A 14,795-nucleotide genomic window follows, 5' to 3' on the forward strand; every position below is an offset into this window, starting at 1 on the left:
TACCATGGCGTCACGCGGCACTGAACAGGATTGCGGAGAAAGTAGATGAGCGCGCTCTATATGATTGCCGGCACCCTGATCGCTTTGGGTGTGCTGGTCACCTTTCACGAATTCGGCCACTTCTGGGTCGCGCGTCGCTGTGGCGTCAAGGTTCTGCGTTTTTCCGTCGGCTTCGGCATGCCCCTGTTGCGCTGGCACGACAAGCAGGGCACTGAATTTGTCGTCGCCGCGATTCCGCTGGGCGGCTACGTCAAGATGCTCGATGAGCGTGAAGGCGAAGTCCCGGCCGATCAGCTTCATCAATCCTTCAATCGTAAATCGGTGCGCCAGCGCATCGCCATTGTCGCGGCGGGGCCGATTGCCAACTTCCTGCTGGCCCTGGTGTTTTTCTGGGTGCTGGCCATGCTCGGCAGCGAGCAGATCCGTCCGGTGATCGGTGCCGTCGAGTCCGGCAGCATTGCGGCCAGGGCCGGTTTGAGCGCGGGCCAGGAGATCGTCGCCATCGATGGTGAGCCTACCTCCGGTTGGGCTGCCGTCAATTTGCAACTGGTGCGTCGTCTGGGGGAAAGTGGTTCCCTGCAATTGCTCGTGCGCGAGCAGGGTTCGACCGTCGACGCGCCGCGTGAGCTGGCGCTGGACCATTGGCTCAAAGGCGCTGACGAGCCCGATCCCATTCGCTCGCTGGGTATTCGCCCATGGCGCCCGGCTTTGCCGCCAGTACTGGCTGAACTCGATCCAAAAGGCCCGGCACAAGCCGCCGGTCTGAAAACCGGTGATCGCCTGCTGGCGCTCGACGGCCTGGCGCTGAATGACTGGCAGCAAGTGGTCGACAGCGTTCGTACGCGTCCTGATACCAAAATCATGCTGAAAGTCGAGCGTGATGGTGCTCAAATCGACGTCCCGGTGACCCTGGCGGCGCGCGGCGAAAGCAAGTCGCCAAGCGGTTATCTCGGGGCGGGGGTAAAAGCCGTGGACTGGCCGCCGGAAATGATTCGCGAGGTCAGTTATGGTCCGTTGGCCGCGATTGGCGAGGGTGCCCGTCGTACCTGGACCATGAGCGTGCTGACGCTGGACTCGTTGAAGAAAATGCTGTTTGGCGAGCTCTCGGTAAAAAACTTGAGTGGGCCGATAACCATTGCTAAAGTGGCGGGCGCTTCTGCCCAGTCGGGCGTTGCTGATTTCCTGAATTTCCTTGCTTATCTGAGTATTAGCCTGGGGGTTCTGAATTTGCTGCCCATTCCTGTACTGGATGGGGGGCATTTGTTGTTTTATCTGATTGAGTGGGTGCGTGGTCGCCCCTTGTCGGATCGGGTGCAAGGTTGGGGGGTGCAGATCGGTATCAGTTTGGTGGTCGGAGTGATGTTGCTTGCTCTGGTCAATGATCTGGGTCGACTGTGAAGCTTCGCTGAATTGCGAATCTGCCGCATTTTGCGGCAGTTTGTTTATTGCCAGTTGGAATAAGAAAGGACTTCATGAAACGTCTGCTGCTAACTGCGGTTCTCACCGTATTGATGATCGCCGAAGTTCACGCCGAGTCCTTCACTATCTCTGATATTCGCGTCAACGGCCTCCAGCGGGTCTCCGCGGGTAGCGTCTTTGGTGCCTTGCCGTTGAACGTCGGCGAGCAGGCGGATGATCGTCGCCTGGTGGAATCCACTCGTGCGTTGTTCAAAACCGGTTTCTTTCAAGATATCCAGCTGGGCCGCGAAGGCAACGTTCTGGTGATCACGGTCGTCGAACGTCCGTCGGTCGCCAGTATCGAGATCGAGGGTAACAAGGCGATCTCTACCGAAGACTTGATGAAAGGCCTGAAGCAGTCCGGTCTGTCCGAAGGTGAAATCTTCCAGCGCGCCACCCTCGAAGGTGTCCGTAACGAGCTGCAGCGTCAGTACGTTGCCCAGGGCCGTTACTCGGCGACCGTCGATACCGAGGTGGTCTCGCAGCCGCGTAACCGTGTGGCGCTGAAAGTGAAGATCAACGAAGGCACCGTGGCCGCGATCCAGCACATCAACGTGGTGGGTAACACGGTCTTCCCTGATGACGACCTGATCGACCTGTTCGAGCTGAAAACCACCAACTGGCTGTCGTTCTTCAAGAACGATGACAAGTACGCCCGTGAAAAACTGTCCGGCGACCTGGAGCGTCTGCGTTCCTACTACCTGGACCGTGGTTACATCAACATGGATATCGCTTCGACCCAGGTATCCATCACCCCGGACAAGAAGCACGTCTACATCACCGTCAATATCACCGAAGGCGAGAAGTACACCGTACGTGACGTCAAGCTCAGCGGTGACCTGAAAGTCCCTGAAGACCAGGTCAAGTCGCTGTTGCTGGTGCAGAAAGGCCAGGTGTTCTCGCGCAAGCTGATGACCACCACTTCCGAACTGATCACTCGTCGCCTGGGTAACGAGGGTTACACCTTCGCCAACGTGAACGGCGTTCCTCAGCCGCATGACGACGATCACACCGTGGACATCCTGTTCGCCGTCGACCCGGGCAAGCGTGCCTACGTCAACCGTATCAATTTCCGTGGCAACACCAAGTCCGAAGACGAAGTGCTGCGTCGCGAAATGCGTCAAATGGAAGGCGGCTGGGCTTCGACCTACCTGATCGACCAGTCCAAGACCCGTCTTGAACGTCTGGGCTTCTTCAAGGAAGTGAACGTCGAGACTCCGGCTGTACCGGGTGTCGACGACCAAGTGGACGTGAACTATGCCGTTGAAGAACAAGCTTCCGGTTCGATCACCGCCAGCGTCGGTTTCGCCCAGAGCGCCGGTCTGATCCTCGGGGGTTCGATCACCCAGAACAACTTCCTGGGTACCGGTAACCGTGTGAGCGTGGGCCTGACCCGCAGCGAATACCAGAGCCGTTACAACTTCGGCTACGTTGACCCCTACTGGACCGCCGATGGCGTGAGCCTGGGTTACAACGCGTTCTATCGCACCACTGACTACAAAAACCTTGATGTCGATGTAGCGAGCTATGCGGTAGATAGCCTGGGTGCCGGCGTCAACGTTGGCTACCCGATCAGCGAGACGTCGCGTCTGACCTTCGGTCTGTCCGCTCAGCAGGACAAGATCAAGACCGGTCAGTACACCGTTGACGAAATCTTCGACTTCGTTAACAAGGAAGGCGACAACTATCTGAACTTCAAGGCGTCGGCCGGCTGGTCCGAGTCGACCCTGAACAAGGGCGTACTGCCGACCCGTGGTCGTTCCCAGAGCCTGACCCTGGAAACCACGATTCCGGGCAGCGACCTGTCGTTCTACAAACTCGACTACCGTGGTCAGTTGTTCCAGCCGATCACCGAAAACTACACCCTGCGTCTGCACACCGAACTGGGTTATGGCGACGGTTATGGTTCGACCGACGGCTTGCCGTTCTATGAAAACTACTATGCTGGTGGTTTCAACTCGGTACGTGGCTTCAAGGACAGTACGCTGGGTCCTCGCAGTACCCCGAGTCGTGGTCAGGCGGTCACCGGTAACGCCGGTACCATTGCCGACCCGGATCAGGATCCGCTGCCGTTCGGTGGCAACGTATTGATCCAGGGTGGTGTAGAGGTTCTGTTCCCGCTGCCGTTCGTGAAAGATCAGCGATCCCTGCGTACCTCGGTATTCTGGGACGTCGGTAACGTGTTCGACTCGACTTGCAAGTCGACCACCAATGCTGACGGTACAAAAGCCAACACACAGTGCAACGACATCAGTCTGAGCAACATGGCCAGTTCCGTCGGTGTTGGCGTGACCTGGGTAACCGCACTGGGGCCTTTGAGCTTCGCGTTGGCTACACCGATCAAGAAACCGGATAACGCTGAAACTCAAGTGTTCCAATTCTCCCTCGGCCAGACGTTCTAAGCGTCTGACCCAAGATAACGACAATGGATTTTGTAGGAGTGCATCGTGCGTAAGTTGACTCAATTGGTTCTCCTGGCCTCCGTACTGGTGGCAGGCCCGGCGTTCGCCGACATGAAAATCGCCGTTCTGAACTATCAGATGGCATTGCTGGAATCCGATGCGGCCAAGAAATACGCGGTGGATGCCGAGAAGAAGTTCGGTCCGCAACTGACCAAGCTCAAGACGCTGGAAAGCAGCGCCAAGGGTATCCAGGACCGTCTGATGGCCGGTGGCGACAAGATGCAGCAGGGCGAGCGTGAGCGTCTGGAGCTTGAGTTCAAGCAAAAGGCCCGTGACTTCCAGTTCCAGTCCAAGGAACTGAACGAAGCCAAGGCAGTTGCCGACCGCGAAATGCTCAAGCAACTGAAGCCGAAACTGGATAGCGCAGTGGAAGAAGTCATCAAGAAAGGTGGTTTTGACCTGGTGTTCGAGCGTGGCGCAGTGATCGATGTCAAACCTCAGTACGACATCACGCGCCAGGTTATCGAGCGCATGAATCAGCTGAAGTAACCCATGACCGTGACTATCAAGCTCGGCCAGTTGGCCGAGTTCCTCGGCGCCACCCTGCGTGGCGACCCCGAGACGCAAATTACTGGGCTAGCCACCTTGCAGGAGGCTGGCCCAGCTCAGTTGAGCTTTCTGGCAAATCCTCAATATCGCAAATACCTGGCAAGTTCCCAGGCGGCTGCGCTATTGCTCAAGGAGGCCGATGCCGACGGTTTTACCGGCAACGCGCTGGTGGTGCCGGATCCTTACCTGGCTTATGCACGCATCTCGCATCTGTTCGATCCGAAGCCGAAAGCCGCTGCGGGTGTTCATCCCACAGCGGTGATTGCGCCGGATGCGGTGGTTGATCCAAGCGCCAGCATTGGCCCGTTCGTGGTGATCGAGGCGGGTGCCCGCATCGGTGCGCAGGTCACGTTGGGTGCCCATTGCGTCATCGGTGCCCGCAGTGAAATCGGTGAGGGCGGCTGGCTCGCTCCGCGGGTGACGCTGTACCACGACGTGCGCATCGGCAAGCGCGTAGTGATCCAGTCCGGTGCCGTGCTTGGTGGTGAAGGTTTCGGTTTTGCCAACGAGAAAGGTATCTGGCAGAAGATCGCCCAGATCGGTGGCGTGACCATCGGCGACGATGTCGAGATCGGCGTGAACACCGCCATCGACCGTGGCGCGTTGGCGGACACCGTGATCGGCAACGGCGTGAAGCTCGACAACCAGATCCAGATCGCGCACAACGTCCAGGTCGGTGATCACACCGCCATGGCGGCGTGTGTCGGTATCTCCGGCAGCACCAAAATCGGCAAGCATTGCATGCTCGCCGGTGGTGTCGGCCTGGTTGGGCACATCGATATTTGCGACAACGTTTTCCTGACCGGGATGACCATGGTGACCCACTCGATTACCGAGCCGGGTGCCTATTCGTCCGGCACAGCCATGCAACCGGCGGCCGAATGGCGCAAAAGCGCGGCCCGCATCCGTCAGCTCGATGACCTCGCGCGACGTTTGAAGCAGCTGGAAAAGCGCGTCGGGGAAGTGACCCCCGGCAGCAATGCTTCATCTGATGGCTGATACCATTTCCATATCAAGTGTGCACAGCCTCTAGACTGCCTCCTTGATTTGCTAGAGGAGTGCGCGTCAGTCGCGCTCCCAATCTTTACATAGGCTTCCCCCCGAAATGATGGACATCAACGAGATTCGCGAATACCTGCCTCACCGTTACCCGTTCCTGCTGGTGGACCGGGTGGTGGAACTGGACACTGAAGGCAAGCGCATTCGCGCCTACAAGAATGTCAGCATCAATGAGCCATTCTTCAACGGCCACTTCCCGGCGCACCCGATCATGCCGGGCGTACTGATCATCGAAGCGATGGCCCAGGCTGCCGGGATCCTCGGTTTCAAAATGCTTGACGTAAAACCGGCCGACGGCACCCTGTACTACTTCGTCGGTTCCGACAAACTGCGTTTCCGCCAGCCAGTGCTGCCGGGCGACCAGTTGATCCTTGAAGCCAAGTTCATCAGCTGCAAGCGTCAGATCTGGAAATTCGAATGCCAGGCCTCGGTCGACGGCAAGCCGGTCTGCTCGGCGGAAATCATCTGTGCGGAACGCAAGCTATGAGTTTGATTGACCCTCGTGCAATCATCGATCCGTCGGCCGTTCTGGCTGACGGCGTCGAAGTCGGCCCGTGGTCGATCGTCGGCGCAGGTGTGGAAATCGGCGAGGGTACTGTGATCGGGCCGCACGTGGTCCTCAAAGGCCCGACCCGCATCGGCAAGCACAACCGCATCTACCAGTTTTCCTCGGTAGGCGAAGACACGCCCGATCTGAAGTACAAAGGTGAAGAAACCCGTCTGGTGATCGGTGACCACAACGTCATCCGCGAAGGCGTGACCATTCACCGTGGCACCGTGCAGGACCGTTCGGAAACCACGCTGGGCGATCACAACCTGATCATGGCCTACGCCCACATCGGGCATGATAGCGTCATCGGCAACCACTGCATTCTGGTCAACAACACCGCGTTGGCCGGGCATGTGCACGTTGACGACTGGGCGATCCTGTCCGGGTTCACTTTGGTTCATCAGTATTGCCATATTGGCGCGCACAGCTTTTCCGGCATGGGCACTGCCATCGGCAAGGACGTTCCAGCGTTCGTCACCGTCTTCGGCAACCCTGCCGAAGCGCGCAGCATGAACTTTGAAGGCATGCGCCGCCGCGGTTTCAGTGAAGACGCAATTCATGCGCTGCGCCGCGCCTATAAAACGGTGTATCGCCAGGGGCTGACCGTGGAGCAAGCGCTGGCCGAACTGGTCGAACCTGCTGCGCAATTCCCGGAAGTCGCGCTGTTCCGTGATTCGATCCAGTCCTCGACTCGCGGCATCACCCGCTGATCATGGCCAATCTGCGTATTGCGCTGGTGGCGGGCGAAGCTTCCGGGGATATTTTGGGCGCCGGTCTGATGCGCGCCCTCAAGGCGCAACATCCGGCAGTCGAGTTCATCGGTGTCGGCGGTCCGTTGATGCAGGCCGAAGGCCTGACGTCGTATTTCCCCATGGAGCGCCTGTCGGTCATGGGGCTCGTGGAGGTGCTCGGTCGGCTGCGCGAGTTGCTCAAGCGCCGCAAGGACCTGATCGCTACGCTGATCGCCGAGAAACCGGACGTGTTCATCGGCATCGATGCCCCGGATTTCAACCTCAATATCGAACTCAAGCTGCGTCAGGCCGGGATCAAGACCGTGCACTACGTCAGCCCGTCGGTGTGGGCATGGCGTCAGAAGCGTGTGCTGAAAATTCGCGAAGGCTGCGATCTGATGCTCACCCTGTTGCCATTTGAAGCAAAATTCTACGAAGAGAAAGGCGTGCCGGTGCGGTTCGTCGGTCATACGCTGGCCGATACCATTCCGCTGCAGGCCGACCGCGCCGCAGCGCGTGCCGAACTCGGTTTGCCCGACGGTCCGCTGGTGGCGTTGATGCCCGGCAGTCGCGGTGGTGAAGTCGGCCGTCTCGGGGCGCTGTTCCTTGATACGGCCGAGCGTCTGCGGGCCATTCGCCCGGGGCTGCGCTTCGTCATCCCGTGTGCCAATGCCGAGCGTCGCGCGCAACTCGAAGCGTTGCTGGTTGGCCGCGACTTGCCGGTGACCCTGCTCGATGGCAAATCCCATCTGGCCCTCGCGGCGTGCAACGCGGTGCTGATCGCCTCCGGCACGGCGACGCTCGAGGCGTTGCTGTACAAGCGGCCGATGGTCGTTGCGTATCGCCTGGCACCGCTGACGTTCTGGATCCTCAAGCGAATGGTCAAGAGCCCGTACGTGTCCTTGCCCAACCTGTTGGCCCAGCGTCTGTTGGTGCCAGAGTTGTTGCAGGATGATGCGACGGTCGAGGCGTTGGCGCAGACCCTGTCGCCGTTGATCGACGGCGGCGAAGAGCAGACCCGTGGCTTCGACGAGATTCACCGCACGTTGCGGCGGGACGCTTCCAATCAGGCGGCGGATGCCGTCCTCAACCTGATCGGTCAGAAACAATGAGCAAGACGATGCAAATGGGCCTGGATTTCACATTGGTCGCCGAAGTCGAAGAACTGGTGGCCGGTGTCGACGAAGTCGGTCGTGGTCCGTTGTGCGGCGCGGTGGTGACGGCGGCGGTGATCCTCGATCCTAACCGGCCGATCCTTGGTCTCAACGACTCGAAGAAACTCACCGAAGCCCGGCGCGAGAAGCTCTACGACGAGATCATCGAAAAATCCCTGAGCTGGTGCATCGCCCGCGCCGAAGTCGAGGAAATCGACGAGCTGAACATCCTACACGCGACCATGCTCGCCATGCAGCGCGCGGTGGCCGGGCTGCATGTGCAGCCGAAACTGGCGATGATCGACGGTAATCGTTGTCCGAAACTGCCGATGCGCGCCGAAGCGGTGGTGCAGGGCGACGGCAAGGTGCCGGCCATTGCTGCCGCGTCGATTCTGGCCAAAGTCAGCCGCGACCGGGAAATGGCGGCATTCGAATTGATCTACCCGGGGTACGGCATCGGCGGCCATAAAGGCTACCCGACGCCCGTTCATCTGGAAGCGTTGGCACGGCTGGGGCCTACACCGATTCACCGGCGCTCGTTCGCCCCGGTGCGACAGGCTTACGAGGCGCTGGAAGGTCTGACGCAGGTTTAGGCGCAAGGCTGATGTTTTGTTCGAGGCCCGGTACAATCCGGGCCTTGTTGTCTCTATGTAACTGGACAGGATCACTATGCCGGCTTCATTCGTTCATCTACGCCTGCACACTGAATACTCCCTGGTCGACGGGCTGGTGCGGATCAAGCCACTGGTCAAGGCGCTGACCGGCATGAACATGCCGGCCGTGGCGGTCACCGATCAGAACAACATGTGTTCCCTGGTCAAATTCTATAAAAACGCCATGGGCGCCGGCATCAAGCCGATCTGCGGCGCCGACCTGTGGCTGTCGAACAAGGATCCGGACGGGCCATTGAGCCGGATCAGCCTGTTGGTAATGAACGCCAAGGGCTATCGCAATCTCACCGAGCTGATCTCGCGCGGCTTCATCGAGGGTCAGCGCAATGGCATGATCATCATCGAGCGCGAATGGGTCGCCGAGGCCAACGAAGGTCTGATCATGCTGTCCGCCGCGAAGGAAGGCGAAATCGGCATGGCCATGATTGGCGGTAACCCGGCCGAAGCCGAGACGTTGGCGCGCGAGTGGATGGCGGTGTTCCCTGATCGTTTCTATCTGGAAATCCAGCGCACCAATCGCCCCAACGACGAAGAGCAATTGCACGGCGCCGTGGTCCTGGCCGACAAGCTCGGTGCGCCGCTGGTGGCGACCAACGATGTGCGCTTCATCAAGCAAGAAGACTTTGCTGCCCACGAAACCCGCGTGTGCATCGGTGAGGGCCGCGCCCTCGACGATCCGCGGCGCTCGAAGAATTACAGCGATCAGCAGTACCTGAAAAGCGCCGAGGAAATGGCCGAGCTGTTCAGTGACATTCCCGACGCGATCGAAAACACCGTCGAGATTGCCAAGCGTTGCAACATCGACGTGAAGCTGGGCAAGCACTTCCTGCCTGACTACCCGATTCCTGATGGCATGACCATCGATGAATACTTCCGCAAGGTGTCGTTCGATGGTCTGGAAGACCGCCTCAGCGTATTGCTGCCCAAGGACACCACCGAAGACTATGAGGCCAAGCGTCAGGTCTACGTCGACCGGCTGAATTTCGAGCTGGATATCATCATCCAGATGGGCTTCCCCGGTTACTTCCTGATCGTGATGGACTTTATCCAGTGGGCCAAGAACAACGGCGTGCCGGTAGGCCCTGGCCGTGGATCGGGTGCCGGATCGCTGGTGGCCTATGTGCAGAAGATCACCGACCTCGACCCGCTGGAATACGACCTGCTGTTCGAACGTTTCCTTAACCCGGAGCGGGTCTCGATGCCCGACTTCGACGTCGACTTCTGCATGGACGGTCGTGACCGGGTGATCGACTACGTGGCCGAGAAATATGGCCGCAACGCGGTAAGCCAGATCATCACTTTCGGTTCCATGGCCGCCAAGGCGGTGGTGCGCGACGTGGCGCGAGCCCAGGGCAAGTCGTTCGGCCTGGCGGATCGTCTGTCGAAGATGATTCCGTTCGAAGTCGGCATGACCCTGGAAAAAGCCTACGAGCAGGAAGAGATCCTGCGCGACTTCATCAAGGTCGATGAGGAAGCGGCGGAAATCTGGGAGATGGCGCGCAAGCTCGAGGGCGTGGTGCGTAACGTCGGTAAACACGCCGGTGGTGTGGTAATCGCCCCGACCAAGCTGACCGATTTCTCGCCGATCTATTGCGACGAGGCCGGCGATGGCCTGGTGACCCAGTTCGACAAGGACGACGTCGAGGCGGCCGGTCTGGTGAAGTTCGACTTCCTCGGCTTGCGGACCCTGACGATCATCGACTGGGCGCTGAAAACCATCAACCGCGACCGCGCCAAGGTCAACGAGCCGCCGCTGGACATCGCGTTCATCCCGCTGGATGACAAACCGACCTATCAGTTGCTGCAAAAAGCTGAAACCACTGCGGTGTTCCAGCTCGAATCCCGGGGCATGAAAGAGCTGATCAAAAAGCTTAAGCCTGACTGCCTCGAAGACTTGATCGCACTGGTGGCCCTGTTCCGTCCGGGCCCACTGCAATCGGGCATGGTGGATGACTTCATCAACCGTAAGCACGGTCGCGCCGAATTGGCTTATCCGCACCCGGATTACCAGTATGAAGGCCTGCAACCGGTGCTGGCGCCGACGTACGGCATCATCCTGTATCAGGAACAGGTGATGCAGATCGCCCAGGTCATGGCCGGTTACACCCTCGGTGGTGCAGACATGCTGCGTCGGGCGATGGGTAAGAAGAAACCCGAGGAAATGGCCAAGCAGCGCGGCGGTTTCATTGAAGGTTGTGCGTCGAACAATATCGATGCGGATCTTGCCGGTAACATTTTTGACCTGGTAGAGAAATTCGCCGGTTACGGCTTCAACAAGTCCCACTCCGCCGCTTACGGCCTGGTGTCGTACCAGACCGCTTGGCTGAAAGCCCATTACCCGGCGCCGTTCATGGCGGCGGTGCTTTCGGCGGATATGCACAACACCGACAAGGTCGTGACCTTGATCGAGGAAGTGCGCACGATGAAGCTGCGCCTCGACGCGCCGGACGTGAACACTTCGGAGTTCAAGTTCACGGTGAATGACGAAGGCCGCATCGTATATGGCCTGGGCGCGATCAAAGGTGTCGGTGAAGGCCCGGTGGAAGCGATCACCGAAGCCCGTCAGGCCGGTCCGTTCAAGGATCTATTCGACTTCTGCGCCCGGGTTGACCTCAAGCGCATCAACAAACGCACGCTGGACGGTCTGATCCGCAGCGGCGCGCTGGATCGCCTCGGCCCGTACTTCCACGATGAACAAAAGGCTTATCAGGCCAACATCGACCGCAACCGCGCCGTGCTGCTGGCGGCGATGGAAGAGGCAATCAAGTCGGCCGAGCAGACAGCGCGCACCCGCGACAGCGGCCATGCCGACCTGTTCGGCGGGCTGTTCGTCGAGGAAGATGCCGACGTCTATGCAACGCACCGCAAGGCCAAGGAGCTGACCCTCAAGGAACGTCTCAAGGGTGAGAAAGACACCCTGGGTCTGTACCTGACCGGTCACCCGATCGACGAATATGAAGGCGAGATTCGTCGCTTCGCCCGTCAGCGCATCATCGACCTGAAACCGGCTCGTGACACGCAAACCGTGGCCGGGATGATCATTGCCCTGCGCGTGATGAAGAACAAAAAGGGCGACAAGATGGGCTTCATCACCCTTGATGACCGCTCGGGACGGATCGAGGCCTCGCTGTTTGCCGATGCGTTCCATTCTGCGCAGTCGCTGTTGCAGACCGACGCGATGGTGGTGGTCGAAGGCGAAGTCAGCAACGACGACTTCTCCGGCGGCCTGCGCCTGCGGGTCAAGCGGGTGATGAGCATGGAGGATGCACGGACCAATCTGGCCGAAAGCCTGCGCCTGAAGCTGCACACTCAGGATTTGAAAGGCGATCAGCTACGCTGGTTGGGTGAACTGCTCAAGCGTCACCGCGGGGCGTGCCCGATCACCATGGAGTACACCAGTCCCGATGCGAAGACCTTGCTGCAGTTCGGCGAGACCTGGCGAATCGACCCGGCAGATGCGTTGATTCAAGCCCTGCGTGACCAGTTCGGGCGAGACAACGTCTTCCTCCAATACCGTTGACCGGCAAGTGCCATCATTGCGCTTGCCCACAACCTGAATTTTTAATCTCGACCTCAGCGCGCCTCTCCCTTAAGGTAGGGCGCGAATAGACAACCGGCCGGCCCAAGCTCATTTGGGACACGACCCAAGACGGACGCCTATGAACCCGAATTTTCTAGATTTCGAACAGCCGATCGCCGACCTGCAAGCCAAGATCGAAGAGTTGCGCTTGGTCGGTAATGACAATTCGCTGAATATCGGCGATGAGATCTCCCGCCTGCAGGACAAGAGCCGCACGCTGACCGAAGACATCTTCGGCAAGCTGACCAGCTGGCAGATCGCTCGCCTGGCGCGCCACCCGAAACGCCCGTACACCCTTGATTACATCGAGCACATCTTCACCGAGTTCGACGAACTGCACGGTGACCGCCACTTCTCCGACGACGCCGCCATTGTCGGCGGCGTGGCCCGTCTGGAAGACCAGCCAGTGATGGTCATCGGTCACCAGAAGGGTCGCGAAGTGCGCGAGAAGGTACGCCGCAACTTCGGCATGCCGCGTCCGGAAGGCTACCGCAAGGCTTGCCGTCTGATGGAAATGGCCGAGCGTTTCAAGATGCCGATCCTGACCTTCATCGACACCCCGGGCGCCTACCCGGGTATTGACGCCGAAGAGCGCAACCAGAGCGAGGCCATCGCCTGGAACCTGCGCGTGATGGCGCGCCTGAAAACCCCGATCATCGCCACCGTGATCGGTGAAGGTGGTTCCGGCGGTGCGTTGGCGATCGGTGTCTGCGATCAGTTGAACATGCTGCAGTACTCGACCTACGCGGTGATCTCGCCGGAAGGTTGCGCTTCGATCCTGTGGAAAACCGCCGAAAAAGCGCCGGACGCTGCCGAGGCGATGGGCATCACCGCCGAGCGCCTGAAAGGTCTGGGTATCGTCGACAAGGTGATCGGCGAGCCACTGGGCGGCGCCCACCGTGATCCGGCCGCTGCTGCTGCCTCGATCCGTGCCGAACTGAGCTCGCAACTGGCGATGCTGAAGAAGTTCGACAACGAAGCGCTGCTCAAGCGCCGTTACGATCGTCTGATGAGCTACGGTCTCTAAGTCGACGGCGCAGTAACCCTGTAGGAGCTGCCGCAGGCTGCGATCTTTTGATCTTGATACAGCAAAATCAAAAGATCGCAGCCTGCGGCAGCTCCTACAGGTTTTTTAAGAAGCGACCTTCTCTATGAATCCTTCGAAGAGTGATTTGCCGTCGCGGCTCATGTCGAGCCTTGAGCCTTGGTGCAACGCCGCTCAGTGGCGCATCGCCTTCTCCGGTGGTCTGGACTCCACCGTCCTCCTGCATCTGCTTGCGCATCTCGCTAAACACCATTCCCTGCCGGCGCTCAGCGCCATCCATATCCACCACGGCCTCCAGGCTGCGGCCGATGCGTGGCCGGCGCATTGTCAGTCGGTCTGCGATGCGCTGGGGGTTCCCTTGCAGGTTGTTCGGGTGACTGTGCAACCCGGCGCCAGCCTGGAGCGGGCGGCGCGGGAGGCGCGTTACGCGGCGTTCATGTCGCTGACCGAAGCGGATGACGTGCTGTTGACCGGGCAGCACCGTGATGATCAGGCCGAAACCCTGTTGTTTCGCCTGATGCGCGGTGCCGGCGTCCGCGGACTTTCGGCGATGCCGGCGCAGCGGCCGTTGGGGCAGGGCACGCTGTTGCGGCCTCTTCTCGATGTCTCGCGTGCCGAGCTTGAGGCGTACGCCCGTGCGCATCAGTTGCACTGGATCGAAGACCCGTCAAACCAGGATCGACAGTTCTCGCGCAACTATCTGCGTCATCAGGTGCTGCCGTTGCTAACCGCGCGCTGGCCGCAGGCGCAGGCGAGCATGGTCCGCAGCGCGGCGCACCTGCGTGAGGCGCAAGGCCTGCTCGATGAGCTGGCGCAGCTCGATCTGGCAGACGCCGCCACGCCGAGCGAGTTGCCATGGCTGGCCCTGCCGTCGCTGGAGTTGGCGCCGCTGGCGAAGTTGTCCGCCGCTCGTCAGCGCAACGCACTCAGCCACTGGCTCCAACCGCTGAGTCGGCTGCCCGACTCTGACCATTGGTCGGGTTGGGACGACCTGTGCGGTGCTGCCAACGATGCATCCCCGGTCTGGCGTCTGGCCGATGGCGAACTGCATCGCAGCGCCGGCCGGCTCTGGTGGTTGAGCGGCGACTGGCTGCGAGCGCCGACGGGCAGTGGTGAGTGGCCTGACCCGTCGACAGCGCTGCGCTTGGCGAATAACGGGCGTGTCATGTTCAGCGGGCAGACTCCCATCGGGCCGTTGCGGATTGGCTATCGACAGGGCGGCGAAGTCATGCACCTGGCCGATCGCGGGCACCGCGATCTCAAGCGCCTGCTCAATGAGCGCGCGCTGCCGGGCTTCGTCCGTGGCAGATTGCCGCTGCTGTTTCGCGGCGCAGAATTGCTCGCCGTGGCGAACCTGCCGGGCCTTGACGGGCAGGGGCCGGACGGCTGGAAATTGCATTGGCAGCCAACAGACGAAGATCAAGGTTTGAGATGAAAGGGGCATTCCGGTAGACTACGCTCCCTTCTTGATACAACTTCTGTGGATTCGCCTGAATTGCAGGAGTTGCCGATTACCAAGCAGTCTTTGCTGGGCGA

At 60.0% G+C, this 14,795-nt stretch carries 11 protein-coding genes; all 11 read left to right on the top strand.

Going from position 1 to position 14,795, the window contains the following annotated elements; translation table 11 throughout:
- Window positions 1-45: 45 nt before the first annotated feature.
- The 11 genes from rseP (at window position 46) to tilS (ending at window position 14,694) form a co-directional block, all read left to right on the top strand.
- Window positions 46-1,398, top strand: a complete 1,353-nt coding sequence (gene rseP, locus GTQ41_RS05945; RefSeq protein ID WP_047291874.1) for a sigma E protease regulator RseP — start codon at window positions 46-48, stop codon at window positions 1,396-1,398.
- 74 nt (window positions 1,399-1,472) lie between these two features.
- Window positions 1,473-3,860, top strand: coding sequence for an outer membrane protein assembly factor BamA (gene bamA, locus GTQ41_RS05950; RefSeq protein ID WP_217325468.1), 2,388 nt, complete (start codon window positions 1,473-1,475; stop codon window positions 3,858-3,860).
- 45 nt (window positions 3,861-3,905) lie between these two features.
- The gene (locus GTQ41_RS05955) at window positions 3,906-4,409 is read left to right on the top strand and encodes an OmpH family outer membrane protein (protein WP_003222140.1); all 504 of its coding nucleotides are present in this window, start codon (window positions 3,906-3,908) and stop codon (window positions 4,407-4,409) included.
- Between the two features lie 3 nt (window positions 4,410-4,412).
- A complete protein-coding gene (gene lpxD / locus GTQ41_RS05960; RefSeq protein WP_047291880.1) occupies window positions 4,413-5,468 on the top strand; it encodes a UDP-3-O-(3-hydroxymyristoyl)glucosamine N-acyltransferase in 1,056 nt (351 codons plus the stop codon).
- Between the two features lie 106 nt (window positions 5,469-5,574).
- Complete coding sequence (fabZ, locus tag GTQ41_RS05965) at window positions 5,575-6,015, top strand: 3-hydroxyacyl-ACP dehydratase FabZ (RefSeq protein WP_003222142.1); 441 nt, start codon at window positions 5,575-5,577, stop codon at window positions 6,013-6,015.
- Complete coding sequence (gene lpxA, locus GTQ41_RS05970; RefSeq protein ID WP_047291883.1) at window positions 6,012-6,788, top strand: acyl-ACP--UDP-N-acetylglucosamine O-acyltransferase; 777 nt, start codon at window positions 6,012-6,014, stop codon at window positions 6,786-6,788. The genes fabZ and lpxA overlap by 4 nt, the downstream gene beginning before the upstream one ends.
- 2 nt (window positions 6,789-6,790) lie before the next feature.
- Window positions 6,791-7,921: a lipid-A-disaccharide synthase gene (lpxB, locus tag GTQ41_RS05975; RefSeq protein ID WP_047291885.1), complete on the top strand. Its 1,131-nt coding sequence runs from the start codon at window positions 6,791-6,793 to the stop codon at window positions 7,919-7,921.
- 8 nt (window positions 7,922-7,929) lie between these two features.
- On the top strand, window positions 7,930-8,556 hold the full coding sequence (gene rnhB / locus GTQ41_RS05980; RefSeq protein WP_025110878.1) for a ribonuclease HII: 627 nt from the start codon (window positions 7,930-7,932) through the stop codon (window positions 8,554-8,556).
- A 76-nt stretch (window positions 8,557-8,632) separates the two neighbouring features.
- Window positions 8,633-12,154 carry a DNA polymerase III subunit alpha gene (dnaE, locus tag GTQ41_RS05985; protein ID WP_047291887.1) on the top strand — a complete coding sequence of 1,174 codons (3,522 nt, stop codon included), beginning with the start codon at window positions 8,633-8,635 and terminating at the stop codon, window positions 12,152-12,154.
- A gap of 139 nt (window positions 12,155-12,293) precedes the next feature.
- Window positions 12,294-13,241, top strand: coding sequence for an acetyl-CoA carboxylase carboxyltransferase subunit alpha (locus GTQ41_RS05990; protein WP_041072320.1), 948 nt, complete (start codon window positions 12,294-12,296; stop codon window positions 13,239-13,241).
- 124 nt (window positions 13,242-13,365) lie between these two features.
- Window positions 13,366-14,694: a tRNA lysidine(34) synthetase TilS gene (gene tilS, locus GTQ41_RS05995; RefSeq protein ID WP_047291890.1), complete on the top strand. Its 1,329-nt coding sequence runs from the start codon at window positions 13,366-13,368 to the stop codon at window positions 14,692-14,694.
- Window positions 14,695-14,795: the final 101 nt, after the last annotated feature.

This window comes from Pseudomonas sp. AN-B15, from assembly GCF_019056475.1.
GTDB classification, from domain to species: Bacteria; Pseudomonadota; Gammaproteobacteria; order Pseudomonadales; family Pseudomonadaceae; genus Aquipseudomonas; species Aquipseudomonas parakoreensis.

What these genes read in the sequence shown, in the direction of transcription:
- fabZ (WP_003222142.1), top strand. Translation starts at nt 5,575, where the DNA reads ATGATGGACATCAACGAGATTCGCGAATACCTGCCTCACCGTTACCCG.
- rseP (WP_047291874.1), top strand. Translation starts at nt 46, where the DNA reads ATGAGCGCGCTCTATATGATTGCCGGCACCCTGATCGCTTTGGGTGTG.
- rnhB (WP_025110878.1), top strand. Translation starts at nt 7,930, where the DNA reads ATGCAAATGGGCCTGGATTTCACATTGGTCGCCGAAGTCGAAGAACTG.
- GTQ41_RS05990 (WP_041072320.1), top strand. Translation starts at nt 12,294, where the DNA reads ATGAACCCGAATTTTCTAGATTTCGAACAGCCGATCGCCGACCTGCAA.
- dnaE (WP_047291887.1), top strand. Translation starts at nt 8,633, where the DNA reads ATGCCGGCTTCATTCGTTCATCTACGCCTGCACACTGAATACTCCCTG.
- lpxD (WP_047291880.1), top strand. Translation starts at nt 4,413, where the DNA reads ATGACCGTGACTATCAAGCTCGGCCAGTTGGCCGAGTTCCTCGGCGCC.
- bamA (WP_217325468.1), top strand. Translation starts at nt 1,473, where the DNA reads ATGAAACGTCTGCTGCTAACTGCGGTTCTCACCGTATTGATGATCGCC.
- tilS (WP_047291890.1), top strand. Translation starts at nt 13,366, where the DNA reads ATGAATCCTTCGAAGAGTGATTTGCCGTCGCGGCTCATGTCGAGCCTT.
- lpxB (WP_047291885.1), top strand. Translation starts at nt 6,791, where the DNA reads ATGGCCAATCTGCGTATTGCGCTGGTGGCGGGCGAAGCTTCCGGGGAT.
- lpxA (WP_047291883.1), top strand. Translation starts at nt 6,012, where the DNA reads ATGAGTTTGATTGACCCTCGTGCAATCATCGATCCGTCGGCCGTTCTG.